Here is a 16,379-nt window from a genome sequence, read left to right as displayed (position 1 = left end):
GCGAGGACCAGCGGCGAAGGATGGGCTCACATGCGGTACACGACTGGTCGCGTACGACACTTGGCCTCGCCTCGCGGGACCTGGTAGGCGGGGCAGCCATGAGCCGTCGGCAGTCAGCGAGCAAGCCGGAGGAGGAGTCACCTTCGTGACCGTTGCTGGAGAAGGTCAAGTGCCCGTGGGGACGCTTCTCGGCCAGCCGGCCCCCACTCCGCCCAGATGGCGTGCCCTCGTGCGATGGCGCGACTGGAGCCTGCCCGTCAAGCTGGGCGCCGTCACGCTGGTCCCCATCGTCATCGCGCTCGTGCTGGGCGGCATCACGCTCGGCAACCAGATCGAGCGCTCCGACCGCTACGACCGCGTGGCGCAGCTCGCCGACCTCGGCGCCGCCACACGCACCGCGCTCGACGGCCTGCAGCGCGAGCGCACGCAGACCGCGCGGCTGCTCACCGACGGCTCCGGACTGAACTCACCGGAGCTTCGTGACGCGCGAGCCGACGTCGACCGTGCCGTCGGCCCGCTCAGCTCGGCGGCGGGCGCCGCCGAGTTGGACGGCATCGCAGGCCCCCGGCAGGAGGTCCGCGACCAGCTGGGCAGGCTCGCCAGCCTGCGCGAGCAGGTCGCCGCAGGGCAGGTCGGCGCCGTGCAGGCCGTCACCGAGTACTCGAGCATCACCTCGGCCCTGCTCAACCTCGACGTCGCCGTGGTGGCTGGCATGGGCGACGACGGTCTCGGCGGTACGCCGAGCGCGGCGCACGACCTGCTCGTCGCGCGGGAGGAGGTGTCCGTCCAGCAGGCGCTGATCGGCTACGGCATCGGCCGCGGCGGGCTCGCGCCGAGCGAGTTCAACCAGGTCCGCACTTCGGACGTGCGGCTGACCGACCGCATCGCGGAGTTCCGCATCGCCGCCACCGGCGCGCAGCGCCAGGACTTCGACACCACGGTGCGCGGCGACGCCTTCGACAACCGTGACCGCGTGGTCAAGACGGTGCTCGCCGAGCAGGACTCGGGTGGCTCCGCGAGCTTCGGCTCGACCTCGGAACAGCAGTGGGCCGACGCCTCCGGCGCCGTGTTCACGAGCCTCGGCGAGGTCGGTGACCGGCTCGGTGGCGAGCTCACCAGCACGGCGGGAGAGCTGGCCGACGGCGCGAGCACGGGCGTGGTCGTGCTCGCCGTGGTCCTCGTCATCGCGCTGCTGCTGGCCGCCGCCGTGGTCTTCCTCATCACGCGGCAGCTGCTGCGCTCGCTGAAGCTCCTGCGCACCAGGGCACTGGAGGTCGCCGAGCACGACCTGCCCGCCGCCGTGCGCAACATCCAGGAGGGCCGGTCGCAGAGCACCGACGTCACTCCAGTTCCCGTGCGGACCGACGACGAGATCGGCCAGGTCGCCAAGGCGTTCGACGCCGTGCACAGCCAGGCGCTGCGGCTCGCCGTCGAGCAGGCGGGCATGCGGACCGGCTACGCGAGCGTGTTCGTCAACCTGTCGCGGCGCAGCCAGAGCCTCGTGCAGCGGCAGCTGCAGCTGATCGAACGGCTCGAACGCGACGAGGAGGACGCCGACCAGCTTGCGACGCTGTTCCAGCTCGACCACCTCGCCACGCGCATGCGGCGCAACAACGAGAACCTCATGGTCCTCTCCGGCGCGGAACCGGGCCGCAGGTCCGGTCAGCCCGTCAGCACCACCGACGTCCTGCGGGCCGCGGTCTCGGAGATCGAGCAGTACCAGCGGGTCGTGGTGCAGCCTCCGCCGCAGGTGCGGGTCGTCGGCTACGCGGCGGGTGACCTGGTTCGCCTCGTCGCCGAGCTGCTCGACAACGCCACCGCGTTCTCCGCGCCGGAGACGCAGGTGACCGTGGCGACGCGGCGGCAGGAGGACGGCTCGCTGTCGATCGACATCATGGACCGCGGCATCGGCATGAACGAGGCCGAGGTGATGGAGGCCAACGCGCGCCTGACCGAGGCGGGCTCCGTGGACCTCGCCACGTCGCGCCGCATGGGCCTGTTCGTGGTCGGCCGCCTCGCGGGCAGGCACGGCTTCGGCGTCGCCCTGCACGGTGGCAAGGACATCGTCGGGGTGCGTGCCACCGTGACGGTGCCCGCCGAGCTCGTGATGGACGGCCAGGGCGCGCCGCACTCCATGCCCACGCAGGGCGAGACCACCCAGCAGCTGCCGCAGGCGCCGCAGCCCTCGGCCCCGGCCGGCCAGGGCCCCGGCGGGCTGCCGCGCCGGAAGGTCAACGGCGCGAGCAGGCCGGGTGCGGTGCCCGCGTTCTCGCAGGGCACGCCTCCGCCCTCGGCCAACGAGGTGTCCGGCACCGCGTTGTTCACGCCGATCGGGCGCGACGAGCCGCAGGACCAGGCCCGCACGCCGCAGGCACCGCCCCGCTGGCCGCAGCAGGACCAGCGGGCGGCCGAGGAGCCGTCCCGCAACGGCGTCGTGCCCCCGCAGACGGCGGCGGAGACCACCGCGGCCAACCCGGCTGTCACCGACGGCCCGGTCCCCGAGGACACGGAGGCCACCGAGCGCACGCCGTCCCCCGAGAAGCCTGCAGAGGAGACCGGGCAGCAGCCGGAGCCGGAGGAGAAGTCCGAGGCGTCCCCGGAGCAGGAACAGTCCGACGAGGCGTTGAGCGGCAAGGAACTGTTCGCCGCCAACAGCACCGTGGTGAGCGACTGGTGGAGCGCGGCGACCACGCAGAGCGACGCCGAGCGCCGCGCCCGGCAGAGCATGGACCCGTCGGAGACGACGCCGATCTTCGACGAGATGCTGTCGGTGTGGTTCCGCAGCGACGCCGACGCGGCGGCGTCGCAGGGCGGCCGCAGCGGCTGGGACTTCGCCGCGGACGAGCGGTGGCGCACCGTGCAGGCCGTGTCGGAGGTGTCGCCTTCGGACTACACCGAGGCGGGACTGCCCCGGCGCCGCAAGGGGGAACAGCTCCTGCCTGGCAGCGCGGTCCCGCCCGCACCGGCCACCGGCGCCGGGGCGAAGGAGAAGGACGGCAAGCCGGAACTGCCCGCCAGGGACCCGGTCGACGTGCGCAGCAGGCTCAGCAGCTTCCAGCAGGGCGTGAGCCGCGGCCGCAGGCAGAGCGGCGCCGCCGAGCCGGCGACCCCGGACCAGCCGCAGGCGGAGCAGCCGAAGACCACCGCCTCGGGGCTGCCGCAGCGGCAGCCGAGGAAGAAGTCGGCACAGACGCCGGAACCGAGGCAGGCGGCGGACACCGCGGCGGCGCGGTCCGCCCCGGACCCCGCGCCGCAGGGCGCGGCTCCCGCCTCGGAGTGGGCGTTCGCCTCCGACGACCGGTGGCGGACGGTGCAGGCGGTGGCCGAGTCCTCGCCGTCGAGCTACACGGCGGCGGGCCTGCCGAGGCGCCGCAGGGGCGAACAGCTGCTCCCCGGCAGCGTGTCCGCAGCGAGCACGACCGAGAGCCGGCCACGAACCGAACGCGACCCCGCGGACGTCAGGGGCAGGCTCAGCAGCTTCCAGCAGGGTATTCGCCGAGGCAGGCATCGGACCGCTCAGGCGACCGAGAGCACTCAAGAGAAAGTGGAGGGTGAATGACCGCGCCGGAACGGGCTCAGCCCCAGCAGAATCAGTTCGGGTGGCTGGTGAACGACTTCGCCGAGCGGGTGCCCGGCGTCGCCCACGCCGTGGTGGTGTCGGCGGACGGGCTTCTGCTCACCGCCTCCAACCGGCTGCCCCTCGACCGGGCCGACCAGCTCGCCGCGGTCGCCTCCGGGCTCGTCAGCCTCACCCAGGGTGCGGCGCGCTGCTTCGAGGCGGGTGCGGTCAACGAGACCGTCGTGGAGATGGAGCTCGGCATCATGGTGCTGATGTCCATCAGCGACGGCTCGTGCCTCGCGGTGCTGGCCGCGCCCAACTGCGACATCGGTCAGGTGGCGTACGAGATGACGCTGCTCGTCGACCGCGTCGGGCAGATCCTCACGCCGGAGCTGCGGGCTCAGCTGCAGGGCGCGGGCGGCCCGCTGGTCGGCGAACCGGTGGGATGACCGCGCGATGAGCACGGGGGCTGGATCCTCGGCCGAGGACGATCCGGGCACGTTCGCCGACGTGCTCAATGGTTTCGGGCTGGGTTCCGGTCGTGGCCGTCGCAAGAAGGTCAAACGCAGGGACGACCCCGGTGACGTCAACGGCCGGGAAGCACCACCGGCGCTCCCGCCGTCCGAGGCGGAGGAGCGCGGTGAGACCCGGTCAGGGACCGGAGAGGAGCAGTTCGTGTCGGCCGAAGCCATCCCGTTCATACCGGCCACAGCGCCTAATCCAGCGGAGGAGACCGGTTTCGTCCGTCCGTACGCCATCACCGGCGGCCGGACGAAGGCGAACTACCCGCTGGAGCTCGAGACCTTGGTCTCCACTCGCGAGGCCGCTGTGATGGCGGTGCCCGACCAGATCGAGCACCAGCTGATCATGGAAGAATGTCGAACCCCACGTTCGGTCGCCGAGATCGCTGCGGCTCTCCGTGTCCCGCTCGGCGTGGCGCGGGTGTTGATCAGTGACGCGGCGGACACGGGGCTGGTCACCGTGCACAAGACCATCTCCGGTGACGAGGGCGCCGAAGCGCATCTGATGTTGATGGAAAGGGTTTTGAGTGGACTCCGTCGGCTTTAAGGCACCGCGCGAAGCCGCGCCGAAGACGATGACGTCGGCCAAGATCGTCGTGGCCGGCGGGTTCGGGGCGGGCAAGACGACCTTCGTCGGTTCGGTGTCGGAGATCGTGCCGCTGACGACCGAGGCGATGATGACGGACGCCAGTACCGGCATCGACGATCTCGAGGCGACGCCCAACAAGGCCACGACGACCGTGGCCATGGACTTCGGCCGGGTATCTCTCGACGAGGATCTGATCCTGTACCTCTTCGGGACTCCCGGCCAGCAGCGCTTCTGGTTCATGTGGGACGACCTGGTGCGCGGCGCGATCGGCGCCGTGGTGCTCGCCGACACCAGGCGGCTCGCGGACTCGTTCGCCCCGGTCGACTTCTTCGAGGACAGGGGCCTGCCCTACATCGTGGGGGTGAACACGTTCGACGGCGTGTTACACCACGACCTGAACGATGTTCGAGAGGCGTTGTCGATCGACCAGGCCATCCCGATCGTGCGCTGCGACGCCCGTGACCGGGAGTCCACCAAGCAAACGCTGATCACGCTGGTCGAGTACGCGATGCGCCAGTGGATCGCGCTCCGTTCGCCGACCGCTGCCGGCTGAATCGATTACGGGCGGCTGAGACCGCCATCACGGTGAAGCTTGGGTTCAAAACAGTAGGAAGTCCAAGTATTTTGGAGGCATGACCTCCGAACTGCACCGGCCTGCGCACCCCGTCCGGTTCGTGACCGCGGCGAGCCTCTTCGACGGTCACGACGCGTCCATCAACATCATGCGGCGGATTCTGCAGTCGCAGGGCGCCGAGGTGGTCCATCTCGGTCACAACCGGTCGGTGGACGAGGTCGTCACGGCGGCGATCTCGGAGGACGTGCAGGGCGTGGCCATCAGCGCGTACCAGGGCGGGCACGTCGAGTACTTCACGTACCTCGTCGACCTGCTCCGGGAGCGCGGCGCCGGGCACGTCAAGGTGTTCGGCGGCGGTGGCGGCGTCATCGTCCGCGAGGAGATCGACCTGCTGCACTCCCGCGGCGTGGCGCGGATCTTCTCGCCGGACGACGGCCTCCAGCTGGGGCTGCCCGGCATGATCAACTCGATGATCGCGGCGTGCGACGTCGACCTCGCGGCGCAGGAGACCGGGTCGGTCGACCAGCTGCTCTCCGGTGACGTCCCCACGCTCGCGCGGACGATCACGCGCCTGCAGCAGGAGGTCCTGCCGGGGGAGTGGGTCACCGCGATCCGCGACGCGGCACGGGCCCGCACGGTTCCGGTGCTCGGCATCACCGGCACCGGCGGCTCCGGCAAGTCGTCGCTCACCGACGAGCTGGTGCGCCGGTTCCGGCTCGACCAGGAGGACAAGCTCCGCATCGCGGTGCTCGCGATCGACCCGACGCGGCGCAAGGGCGGTGGCGCGCTGCTCGGCGACCGCATCCGCATGAACTGCCTCGACGGCGACCGCGTGTTCTTCCGCTCGCTGGCCACGCGCACCACCAGCGGCGAGATCCCCGCCGGCCTGGACGAGGCCATCCTCGCGTGCAAGGCCGCCGGCTACGACCTCGTGATAGTCGAGACCCCCGGCATCGGCCAGGGCGACGCGGGCATCGTCGACCACGTCGACCACGCGCTGTACGTCATGACGCCCGAGTTCGGCGCGGCCTCGCAGCTCGAGAAGATCGACATGCTCGATTTCGCCGACGCCGTCGCCATCAACAAGTTCGAGCGGCGAGGCGCGGAGGACGCCCGTCGCGACGTGGCCCGGCAGCTCGTGCGCAACCGCGAGGAGTTCCACGCCGCGCCCGAGGACATGCCGGTGTTCGGCACGAGCGCCGCGAAGTTCAACGACGACGGTGTCACGGCGCTGTACCAGCACCTGCGCGACCTGCTCGCGGGCAGCGGGCTGTCGGTGTCGGCCGGGGTGCTGCCGAAGGCCGAGGGCAAGGTCTCCACCGAGCTCAGCACGATCATCCCCACCGACCGCACCCGCTACCTCGCCGACATCGCGGCCACCGTGCGCGGCTACCACGACCGGACCGCGAGCCAGGTCGAGGCCGTGCGCAGGCGCGAGCACCTCGCCGCCGCGCGCGACGAGCTGGCCGCGGCAGGCGCCGACACCGAGGCGCTCGACCGGCTGCTCGCCGACGCCGAGTCCGGTGTGGACGGTTCGACCGTGAAGCTGCTGGAGGAGTGGAAGCGCCTCGCCGAGGAGTACCGGGGCGAGGAGCTGGTCTTCAAGGTCCGCGACAAGGAGATCCACACGCAGCTCTGGCGGGAGACCCTGTCCGGCAACCGCGTGCCGAGGGTCGCGCTGCCACGCTACAGCGACTCCGGTGAGCTGGTGTCGTTCCTGCGCCGCGAGAACCTGCCTGGCTACTTTCCCTACACGGCAGGCGTTTTCCCGTTCAAGCGCGAGGGCGAGGACCCGGCGCGCATGTTCGCGGGCGAGGGTGACGCGTTCCGCACCAACCGGCGGTTCAAGTACCTTTCCGCCGACTCCGAGGCCAAGCGGCTGTCGACGGCGTTCGACTCGGTGACGCTCTACGGCTTCGACCCGGCGACCCGGCCTGACATCTACGGCAAGGTCGGCACCTCCGGCGTCTCCATCGCGACGCTCGACGACATGAAGGTGCTCTACGACGGTTTCGACCTCACGGCGCCGAGCACGTCGGTTTCGATGACGATCAACGGCCCCGCCCCGACGATCCTCGCGTTCTTCCTCAACACGGCGGTCGACCAGAAGCTCGACGCGTTCCGGGAGGAGCACGGGCGCGAGCCTTCGGCGGAGGAGGCCGAGCAGATCCGCGACTGGACGCTGCACCAGGTGCGCGGCACCGTGCAGGCCGACATCCTCAAGGAGGACCAGGGCCAGAACACCTGCATCTTCTCCACCGAGTTCAGCCTGCGGATGATGGCCGACATCCAGGAGTGGTTCATCGAGAAGGGCGTCCGCAACTTCTACTCGGTGTCGATCTCCGGCTACCACATCGCCGAGGCCGGGGCCAACCCGATCTCGCAGCTGGCCTTCACGCTCGCCAACGGGTTCACCTACGTCGAGTCCTACCTCGCGCGCGGCATGGACATCGACGACTTCGCGCCGAACCTGTCGTTCTTCTTCTCCAACGGCATGGACGCGGAGTACTCGGTGCTCGGCCGGGTCGCCCGGCGGATCTGGGCGGTCGCGATGCGGGAGCGCTACGGCGCGAACGACCGGTCGCAGAAGCTCAAGTACCACGTGCAGACGTCGGGCCGCTCGCTGCACGCACAGGAGATGAGCTTCAACGACATCCGCACCACGCTGCAGGCCCTGTGCGCCCTCTACGACAACGCGAACTCCTTGCACACCAACGCCTACGACGAGGCGATCACCACGCCGAGCGAGAGCTCGGTGCGCCGCGCGATGGCGATCCAGATGATCATCAACAAGGAGTGGGGCCTGTCGAAGAACGAGAACCCGCTGCAGGGCTCGTTCGTCATCGACGAGCTGACCGACCTCGTGGAGGAGGCCGTGCTCACCGAGTTCGACCGCATCTCCGAGCGCGGCGGCGTGCTCGGCGCGATGGAGACCGGCTACCAGCGCGGCAAGATCCAGGACGAGTCGATCCTTTACGAGCGGCTCAAGCACGACGGCTCGCTGCCGATCGTCGGGGTGAACACGTTCCGCAACCCCCACGCCGACGAGGAGGAGGTGGAGGTCGAGCTGGCCCGCGCCACCGAGGAGCAGAAGCAGTCGCAGCTCGACCGGCTCGCCGACTTCCAGCGGCGCCACCACGACGAGGCGCAGCAGGCGCTCAAGGAGCTGCGGGACGCGGCCACGCGCGGCGACAACGTGTTCGCGGTGCTGATGGACGCCGCGCGGGTGTGCTCGCTCGGCCAGATCACGGAGGCGTTCTTCGAGGTCGGGGGCCAGTACCGGCGCAACGTCTGAACCGGGCGGAACAATCGGCGGGCCGGCCGGGTTGCCTGGTCATATGAAGTTCGGTGTCTCGACCTTTCTGACCGACGAGGGCATCCGGCCGGACGTGCTGGGCAGGGCGCTGGAGGACCGCGGGTTCGACTCGCTGTTCGTGACCGAGCACTCGCACATCCCCGCGAGCAGGGAGTCGCCCTATCCGGGCGGCGGGGAACTGCCGAGGATCTACTACCGGACCCTCGACCCGTTCGTCGCGCTCGCGGGCGCGGCGACCGTGACGACGAACCTCCTGCTCGGTACCGGCGTGGCCCTGCTGCCGCAGCGCGACGTGCTGCACACGGCGAACGAGGTGGCGAGTCTCGACCTGCTGTCCGGCGGGCGCTTCGTGTTCGGCGTCGGGGTGGGCTGGAACCGCGAGGAGATGCGCAACCACGGCACCGACCCGCGCACGCGGGGCAGGCTGATGGACGAGCAGCTCCAGGCGCTCAAGGCCCTCTGGACGCGGGAGCGGGCCGAGTTCCACGGCGAGTTCGTGGACTTCGACCCGGTCTACGCGTGGCCCAAGCCCGTGCAGCGGCCGCACCCGCCGATCTACATCGGCGGGGAGAGCCCGGCCGCGCTGGCCCGGCTCGTCGCGTACGGTGACGGCTGGCTGCCGCGCGCCGAGACCACGCCCGAGGAGATCCGCCGGGTCCGCAAGTGGCTCGCCGAGCAGGGCCGCCAGGACGTGCCGGTGACGATGTTCGCGATCGGGCGCAGGGCGTCGGCGGACCTCGCCGAGTGGGCCGACGCCGGGGTCGACCGGGTGACCTTCTATCTGCCCACCAAGCCGGAGGACGAGACGCTGCGCAGGCTCGACGAGTTCGCCGCGCTCACCGAGCGTCACGGGCGGTAGGTTGACCGGAGAGGCACAGGGGCACGCAGAAGGGTTGGATCAGGCGTGAGTGACGTTCAGATCGGCATCGCGGCGGCGCTGGAGCAGTTCTCGCCGAGGGAGTCCATCAAGCTGGCGGCATTGGCCGAGCAGCACGGGTTCTCCGGGCAGATGGCGGCCGACCACTTCCAGCCGTGGGTGCCGGCGCAGGGAGAGGCCTCGTTCGTGTGGAGCGTGCTGGCCTCCCTCGCCGAGAACACCACGGGAGACCTCGGGCCGGGGGTGACCTGCCCGTCGTTCCGGCTGCACCCGTCGATGGTGGCGCAGGCGGCCGCGACGCTGGAGGCGACGTACCCGGGCCGCACGTGGCTCGGCATCGGCTCCGGTGAGGCGCTCAACGAGCACGTCATCGGTGGCTACTGGCCGGAGGCTCCGGAGCGGGTGCGCCGGATGTTCGAGGCGCTGGAGATCATCCGCAAGCTGTTCACCGGCAAGGACGTCAAGCACAGCGGCGAGTTCTTCAAGCTGCACACCACGCGGCTGTGGACGCTGCCGGAGGCCCCGCCGCCGATCTACATCGCCTCGGCGGGCCCGTACACCTCGCGCAAGACCGGCGAGCTCGCCGACGGGCTGATCACGCCGGGGGCGTCGCTGGAGAAGCTCGCGGGCATCCTCGACAACTTCGGCAAGGGCGCCAAGAAGGCGGGCAAGGACCCGGACAGCATGCCGAAACTGCTCCAGGTGCACCTGTCGTGGGCGGCGACCGACGACGAGGCGTGGAAGAACGCGATGGAGCAGTGGCCCAACGGCGGCATGAAGTTCCCGAAGGCCGACATCCGCTCGCCGTTCGACTTCGAGCAGATGGCCAAGCTCGTGCGCCCGGAGGACTTCGAGGGCCGCATGGTGGTGTCCTCGGACCCCGACGTGCACCGTGCGTCGCTGCAGAAGTTCATCGACGCCGGGTTCAACCGGATCTACATCCACAACGTGGGCCGCAACCAGGAGGAGTGGATCGAGACCTTCGGCCGCGAGGTGCTGCCGAAGCTCACCGCGTAACCCTCGGCCCAGCTGCAGTGAAGGCCACCTTGCCTGCGTTCAACGCAGGCAAGGTGGCCTTCACTGCAGTGGCGGGTCAGTCCAGGAGCAGGTGAACCGAGAGCTCCAGCCGGTTGGCGACGTCGGCGGCGGAGGCCCTGCGCGTCACCCACGCCACCAGATTCGCCATCCAGACGTCGGCGATGACGTGGAAGACGTCCCGGTCGCGGTCGGTGGGGTCCTCGATGCCCATCGCCTTGGCGAACATGTTCTCCATGTGCCTGCCGACCAGCTCGACCTCGGCGGCCGCGGTGGTGTCGGCGAACATGAACGCACGGACCATCGCCTCGGTGAGGTGCGGGTCGCGCTGCATCATCCGCGTGTTGCGGCCGAGCACGAACAGCAGCCGCTCGGTGGGCGTGTCGCCGGGAATGGAACCGCGGTCGAGCTTGTCCTGCGCGCGCTCGAACTCTCGCGCCAACCCCGACACGAGCAGGTGGATCTTGGACGGGAAGTAGCGGTACAGGGTGCCGAGTGCGACATCGGCGCGTTCGGCGACCGTCCGCATCTGAACGGCGTCGTACCCGCCTTTGGCGGCCAGCGCGAGCGTCGCGTCGAGAATGCGCTTGCGGCGGTCGCGCTGCGCGGCCGAGCCCAGCTCCTCGCCGCCGATCGGGCTGAGTGCGCTCCGGCCCTTCGGCTGGGCCGGTGCCTTGGGCTTGCTTGCCATCCGCATTCTCCCCGTGTGCAGAACTTGTTCCACTTTGCGTGCTCAGCCTACCTAATGCCGGGCGCGGATCGGGTATGAGGTCGATCGCCCAAAAACTGAAACACGTTCTATAATTGCCCGCGTGTCGATCGCGATCACCGATGAGCAGCGTGCACTGGCCACGTCGATCCGCGCCTGGGCGGCAGGCGGGCGCGACCCCGATGGTCTCACCGCGATCGGGCTGCCCGCGATCGCCGTGCCGGAGGCGCTCAGGGGTGCCGGAGCGGGCGTGGCCGACCTCGCGGCGGGTGTCGAGGAGGCCGCCGCCGCACTCGCGGAGGGGCCGCTGTTCGGCAGCCTCCTCGCGGGGCTCGTGCTGGCCCGGTTCCCGGACTCGCCGGTGGCGAAAGAGCTCGTCCCCGCGCTGGCCGAGGGCACCGTACGCGCCGCGGTGGCCCTCGGAGCGGGCGAGCTGTCCGGGCGCAGGGCGCCCGGCGGCGGGCTCGTGGTGTCGGGCCGTACGCCGGCGATCCCTGACGCCGGAGACGCCGGGCACCTGCTGCTGGCCGCGGGCGTCGACGGAGAGCCCGTGTGGTTCGCCGTCGACGCCGCCCGGGTCAGTGTCACGCCCGCGACCGCGTTCGACGCGTCGCGGCCCCTCGCGTACGCCGCCCTGGACGCCGTGGAGGTGCCGCCGGAGTCGGTGCTGCCCGGCGCGCCGGTGGCCGAGCTGGCCGCCACGCTCGCCGCCGCCGAGGCCGCGGGCGTCGCCGCCTGGTGCCTGCGCACGGCCGGCGAGTACGCGCGGGTGCGCGAACAGTTCGGTCGCCCGATCGGGTCGTTCCAGGCCGTCAAGCACCTGTGCGCGGAGATGCTGTGCCGCTCCGAACTGGCCTCGGCGCTGGCGTGGGACGCCGCCAGGGCGGCGGACGAGAACAGCACGGACCCCGCTCAGCTCGCGTTCGCCGCGACCGTCGCGGCGGCGGGCGCGCTCGACGCCGCGGTGGACAACGCGAAGGACTGCATCCAGGTGCTCGGCGGCATCGGCTTCACGTGGGAGCACGAGGCGCACCGCTACCTGCGCCGCGCGCTCGCGCTGCGTCAGCAGCTCGGCGGCACGGCACGCTGGCGTCGCCGGGCCGCGGAGCTCGCCCTCCACGGGACCCGCCGGGCGCTGGACGTCGACCTCGCAGGCCACGAGGGCGACCCCGTCGCCGTGGAGGCCCGGCGGCTCGCCGGCGAGCTGGCCGGGCTCGACGCGCACCGGCAACGGGAGCGGCTTGCCGAGACCGGGTACCTCGTGCCGCACTGGCCCCGCCCGCACGGGCTCGACGCGACCCCGGCGCAGCAACTGCTCATCGACGCCGAGCTGCGCCGCGCGGGCGTGCGCAGGCCCGACCTGGTGATCGGCGCGTGGGCCGTCCCCACGATCCTGCGGCACGGCACCGGCGAGCAGCGGGAGCGGTTCGCCGGGCCGACCCTGCGCGGCGAGCTCACATGGTGCCAGCTGTTCAGCGAGCCCGGCGCCGGATCCGACCTCGCGTCGCTGCGCACCAGGGCCGTGCGCGCCGAGGGCGGCTGGCGGCTCAGCGGGCAGAAGGTGTGGACGTCGCTCGCGCACGAGGCCGACTGGGCGATCTGCCTCGCGCGCACCGATCCGGACGCGCCGAAGCACCGCGGCATCACGTACTTCCTCGTGGACATGCGGGCCGAGGGCATCGAGATCAGGCCGCTGCGCGAGATCACCGGCGAGACGCGGTTCAACGAGGTGTTCCTCGACGACGTGTTCGTGCCCGACGCCGACGTGGTGGGCGAGGTGAACGACGGCTGGCGGCTCGCGAGGACCACGCTCGCCAACGAGCGGGTGGCCCTCGGCGGCGGGTCCTCGGTCGGTGAGGCCGTGGAGGAGCTGCTCGCCGCGCGCCCCGCCCTCGACTCCGAGCGGCTCGGTGCGCTCGTGGTGCGGGGCTGCGCGGTGTCGGTGCTCGGGCTGCGCGACACGCTGCGGCGGCTCGACGGCGGGGAACCGGGCGCGGAGTCGAGCGTGAGCAAGCTGCTGGGCGCGCGGCACCGGCAGGAGGTCGCCGAGGCTGCGCTCGACGCGCTGGGCGAGCACGGCGCCGTGGTCGACGAGTCGACCTCGGCCGCGCAGCACGAGTTCCTGCTCACCCGGTGCCTGAGCATCGCGGGCGGCACCACGCAGGTACTGCTCAGCGTGGTGGCCGAGCGGCTGCTGGGTCTGCCCCGGAGTTAGCGAGGTAACGCAGGTAGGTCCACTCCAGGAAGCGTTCGACGCCGCGGACGACGTGGGCGCTGCGGATGGACGGGAACAGGTCGAACGCGTGCTGCGCGCCGGGGATCTCCGCGTACGCCACCGTGTTCGGGGAGACCTCGCGCAGCCTGCGCACGAACTCGCGGGCCTCGCGCACCGGCACGAGCGTGTCGTGCTCGCCGTGGATGACGAAGAACGGCGGCGCCTTGTCGGTGATGCGGTCCAGCGGGGAGGCGGCCACGTACTCGTCGAGGAACTCGTCGGGGTCCTTGCCGACGACGAAACGCGCTAGCAGGTACCGCCGGGAGGTGCTCGCCCGTGACCCGCTCGTCGCGGCGAAGTCGTAGACGCCGTAGTGGGGCACGCACGCCTGCACGCTCGTGTCGATGTCGGTGAAGCCGGGCTGCAGGCGGGGGTCGTTGGGCGTGAGCGCGAGCAGTGCGGCGAGGTGCCCGCCCGCCGAGCCTCCGGTGGTCACCACGTAGTCCGGGTCGCCCCCGTACTCCGTGATGTGCTGCCGGATCCACGCCAGTGCCCGCTTGGCGGCGACGATGTGGTCGGGCCAGTGCGCCGAGGGGGAGAGCGGGTAGTTGATCGCCACGCACACCCAGCCGCGCTGGGCCATGTGCAGCATGAGCGGGATGCCCTGCTTGTCCTTGTTGCCGACCGTCCACGCCCCGCCGTGCACCTGCAGCAGCACCGGCCTGCCCGCCACGGGCTCGCGCGGGCGGTACACGTCGAGCAGGAACCGCCGCCCGCCCGGCGCGTAGGCGATGTCGCGGTCGCGCCGGACCTCCTTGTTGCGCATGCGGAACGGCAGCACGAGCTGGCCCCACGGCGTGGCGAGGTCCTTCGCGCTCGGCGGCCTGTCCAGCTCCTGCTGGTAAGCGGGGCCGAGCGCCTCGACGAGGGCGTCCTCCACCGCGCCCTTCGCGCGCTGCGCCGACACGATGAGCGAGGTGAGGCCCGCGGCGGACAGGCCGGCCATCGCGAGCCCGGGCCGGTCGGCCCGGCGCAACCCGCGCTTGGCGATGTGGGCCGCGGTGTCCGCGGCGGTGAGCGCGAGCAGGTGCGGTGCGAGCTCCGCGGTGAGCCAGCCCGCGAAGAAGGCCGGGACGGCGGCACGGCTGCCGGGCAGGGGGCGTACGGCGTTGGCCGTGAAGCCGAGCTGCACCGCCCGGCGGGTCCGGAACGAGGGGTGCATGATCCACGAGCGTACCGATCTCGTTCGCTTACGCTAGGCGAGTGGAGCGATTGAGCGGGCTCGACGCAAGCTTTCTCGGCTCATCACAGTTCAGGGTGTAGCGCTGGTCCGCCGGCTGCTTTCGATTGCTTAGAACTGCGGCGACCCCTTCCAGCTGAACAACTCGGATGAATCGGCCCGGATCGCCAGTGCTTCTGGAAGCGGCGTGGCCGCCTGTCGACGCCCGCCCGCCAACGCCAGCATCAGGTGACGCAGAGCTTCGGCTGCCGGGAGTTCCCGGTCGCGGCGCTCGCGGATCGGCGCCGGCCGTCTCTCCTGACCTAGATTCCTAGTATGCTAGCATCGCGACGTGAGCACCGATGAGGTCAAGCAGTTCAACGTGTACCTGCCGGTGGAGCTGATCAAGCGCGTCAAGCACCACGCAGTCGAATCGGAGCGATCGCTGAGCTCGATCGTGACTGAGGCATTGGCGACCTATCTGGACCAAGCAGACGGCTCACAACCCGGAACCAGCGAGAGGAAGAAGAACTGACATGGTGAGCGAGGGCATTGGGGCTCTGTTCCTGGAGACGCACAACTGGGGCAAGGCGGCCCGGTTCTTCCAGGCATTGGGGTACGAGATCGAGTTCGAGACCGATCATCAGTCCGGCCAACTGCGCAGCAAGGTCGGGCCGCCGGTGTTCATCGCCGAGATTCCCGAGGACCGCACTCCGGGCATGCAACTAGTGCTGAGGATCGCCGACGCCGAAGCAGCCGAGCAGCAACTGAAGGACCTTGGCCTCGAAGGCCCGTTCGAGCCGACGCACTTCGGAACCATGATGACCACCCTGCGCGATCCCGACGGGCGCGTGTGGGGCCTCCAGGCGCCGCTGAGCGGCCACACATCGGAACAGGCCTGAGGGCGTGTCCGAGGAACCCGACTCCACCGCAGTACGTACGGCGCTGTGGCGAGGGCTGCACACGCTGGTGGACGATCCACCGCACGTTCTCGACGACGCGATCGGGGTCGAGATCGCCGGGGTGGATGAAACGTGGCGGGCACGTCCTGACATGGACCCTGCACGGACGCGCGCCAACCGCGCTTCGATCGTCGCCCGGGCCAGGGCTGTCGAGGACACCGTGATCGCCTCTGGTGCGGGCCAGTACGTCATCCTTGGCGCCGGCCTCGACACTTTCGCTCAGCGACACAAGGGCCCTGTGCGTGTCTTCGAGATCGACGCGTCCGCGACCCAGGCATGGAAGAGGGCGCGGCTCGTGCAGCTCGGGCTCCTCGACTCGACGCGGCTGCACCTGGTGCCTGTCGATTTTGAAGCCGGTGAATCGTGGCTCGACAAAGCGGTCGAGGCCGGGCTGGATCCCGCAGTGCCAACGGTTGTCTCGATGCTCGGTGTGACCATGTACCTCACACCGGAGGCGATCTCGACGACGCTACGCCAGTCTGCTTCGCTGGCAGCGGGTTCGATCATGGTGTTCAGCTACTCACGACCGATCGAGATGGCACCGCCCGAGGTCCGCCCCATCCTCGAAGGCGCCGCGAAGGGCGCCGCCGCATCCGGGCATCCCTGGCTGAGCCTGTTGACACCTGACCAGGCCGCCGGTCTTGCCCGCCAGGCGGGGTTCGCCGACGTCGAAGTCGTGACCTCGACCGAGCTGCACGAGCGCTACTTCGCCCACCGCCACGACGGCCTCAGCCCGGTCGGAGGAGAAGACCTCGTGATCGCCACAGCCGGTGGGGATCACATCAGTCCCGAGTAGAAGCCCA

General features: G+C 70.8%; 13 protein-coding genes. 11 read left to right on the top strand and 2 right to left on the bottom strand.

The window, feature by feature from the left end; all coding sequences use genetic code 11:
- The first annotated feature begins 169 nt into the window (after window positions 1–169).
- The 7 genes from BA062_RS19255 (at window position 170) to BA062_RS19225 (ending at window position 10,453) form a co-directional block, all read left to right on the top strand.
- Window positions 170–3,559, top strand: a complete 3,390-nt coding sequence (locus BA062_RS19255; protein WP_245959917.1) for a sensor histidine kinase — start codon at window positions 170–172, stop codon at window positions 3,557–3,559.
- Window positions 3,556–4,008, top strand: a complete 453-nt coding sequence (locus BA062_RS19250; protein ID WP_110338650.1) for a roadblock/LC7 domain-containing protein — start codon at window positions 3,556–3,558, stop codon at window positions 4,006–4,008. The genes BA062_RS19255 and BA062_RS19250 overlap by 4 nt, the downstream gene beginning before the upstream one ends.
- Before the next feature lie 7 nt (window positions 4,009–4,015).
- Entirely contained in the window at window positions 4,016–4,627 is a 612-nt protein-coding gene (locus BA062_RS40540; protein WP_110338648.1) for a DUF742 domain-containing protein, read from the top strand.
- Complete coding sequence (locus tag BA062_RS19240; protein ID WP_168214020.1) at window positions 4,608–5,222, top strand: GTP-binding protein; 615 nt, start codon at window positions 4,608–4,610, stop codon at window positions 5,220–5,222. The genes BA062_RS40540 and BA062_RS19240 overlap by 20 nt, the downstream gene beginning before the upstream one ends.
- 79 nt (window positions 5,223–5,301) lie before the next feature.
- On the top strand, window positions 5,302–8,538 hold the full coding sequence (icmF, locus tag BA062_RS19235; protein WP_110338646.1) for a fused isobutyryl-CoA mutase/GTPase IcmF: 3,237 nt from the start codon (window positions 5,302–5,304) through the stop codon (window positions 8,536–8,538).
- Window positions 8,539–8,581: 43 nt separating this feature from the next.
- Entirely contained in the window at window positions 8,582–9,418 is an 837-nt protein-coding gene (locus BA062_RS19230; RefSeq protein WP_110338644.1) for an LLM class F420-dependent oxidoreductase, read from the top strand.
- 45 nt (window positions 9,419–9,463) lie between these two features.
- The gene (locus tag BA062_RS19225) at window positions 9,464–10,453 is read left to right on the top strand and encodes a TIGR03557 family F420-dependent LLM class oxidoreductase (protein ID WP_110338642.1); all 990 of its coding nucleotides are present in this window, start codon (window positions 9,464–9,466) and stop codon (window positions 10,451–10,453) included.
- A 76-nt stretch (window positions 10,454–10,529) separates the two neighbouring features.
- Here BA062_RS19225 and kstR read toward each other — a convergent pair whose 3' ends face one another.
- On the bottom strand, window positions 10,530–11,162 hold the full coding sequence (gene kstR, locus BA062_RS19220) for a cholesterol catabolism transcriptional regulator KstR (RefSeq protein WP_110338640.1): 633 nt from the start codon (window positions 11,160–11,162) through the stop codon (window positions 10,530–10,532).
- A 121-nt stretch (window positions 11,163–11,283) separates the two neighbouring features.
- Here kstR and BA062_RS19215 point away from each other — a divergent pair, with 121 nt between their 5' ends.
- Window positions 11,284–13,395: an acyl-CoA dehydrogenase family protein gene (locus tag BA062_RS19215; RefSeq protein ID WP_110338638.1), complete on the top strand. Its 2,112-nt coding sequence runs from the start codon at window positions 11,284–11,286 to the stop codon at window positions 13,393–13,395.
- Here BA062_RS19215 and BA062_RS19210 read toward each other — a convergent pair.
- The gene (locus BA062_RS19210; protein WP_110338636.1) at window positions 13,352–14,617 is read right to left on the bottom strand and encodes an alpha/beta hydrolase; all 1,266 of its coding nucleotides are present in this window, start codon (window positions 14,615–14,617) and stop codon (window positions 13,352–13,354) included. The two genes, BA062_RS19215 and BA062_RS19210, sit on opposite strands and share 44 nt — an antisense overlap.
- 349 nt (window positions 14,618–14,966) lie before the next feature.
- Between BA062_RS19210 and BA062_RS19205 the strand changes: the two genes are divergently transcribed.
- Genes BA062_RS19205 through BA062_RS19195 form a run of 3 tightly spaced genes read left to right on the top strand, consistent with a single transcriptional unit; the run spans window position 14,967 to window position 16,372 of the window.
- Entirely contained in the window at window positions 14,967–15,149 is a 183-nt protein-coding gene (locus tag BA062_RS19205) for a ribbon-helix-helix domain-containing protein (RefSeq protein WP_110338634.1), read from the top strand.
- A gap of 1 nt (window position 15,150) precedes the next feature.
- Entirely contained in the window at window positions 15,151–15,516 is a 366-nt protein-coding gene (locus tag BA062_RS19200) for a VOC family protein (RefSeq protein WP_110338632.1), read from the top strand.
- Window positions 15,517–15,520: 4 nt separating this feature from the next.
- Window positions 15,521–16,372, top strand: coding sequence for a class I SAM-dependent methyltransferase (locus tag BA062_RS19195; RefSeq protein ID WP_110338630.1), 852 nt, complete (start codon window positions 15,521–15,523; stop codon window positions 16,370–16,372).
- The last annotated feature ends 7 nt before the right edge of the window (window positions 16,373–16,379 follow it).

This window comes from Prauserella flavalba, assembly GCF_003202235.1.
Taxonomy (GTDB): domain Bacteria; phylum Actinomycetota; class Actinomycetes; order Mycobacteriales; family Pseudonocardiaceae; genus Prauserella_A; species Prauserella_A flavalba.
Note: the sequence above shows the minus strand (reverse complement) of the source record. Positions and strands in the feature narration are given on the sequence as shown.

Excerpts from the sequence above, each read along its gene's own strand:
- BA062_RS19250 (WP_110338650.1), top strand. The coding sequence starts at position 3,556 with ATGACCGCGCCGGAACGGGCTCAGCCCCAGCAGAATCAGTTCGGGTGG.
- BA062_RS40540 (WP_110338648.1), top strand. The coding sequence starts at position 4,016 with ATGAGCACGGGGGCTGGATCCTCGGCCGAGGACGATCCGGGCACGTTC.
- icmF (WP_110338646.1), top strand. The coding sequence starts at position 5,302 with ATGACCTCCGAACTGCACCGGCCTGCGCACCCCGTCCGGTTCGTGACC.
- BA062_RS19230 (WP_110338644.1), top strand. The coding sequence starts at position 8,582 with ATGAAGTTCGGTGTCTCGACCTTTCTGACCGACGAGGGCATCCGGCCG.
- kstR (WP_110338640.1), bottom strand. The coding sequence starts at position 11,162 with ATGGCAAGCAAGCCCAAGGCACCGGCCCAGCCGAAGGGCCGGAGCGCA.
- BA062_RS19210 (WP_110338636.1), bottom strand. The coding sequence starts at position 14,617 with ATGCACCCCTCGTTCCGGACCCGCCGGGCGGTGCAGCTCGGCTTCACG.
- BA062_RS19200 (WP_110338632.1), top strand. The coding sequence starts at position 15,151 with ATGGTGAGCGAGGGCATTGGGGCTCTGTTCCTGGAGACGCACAACTGG.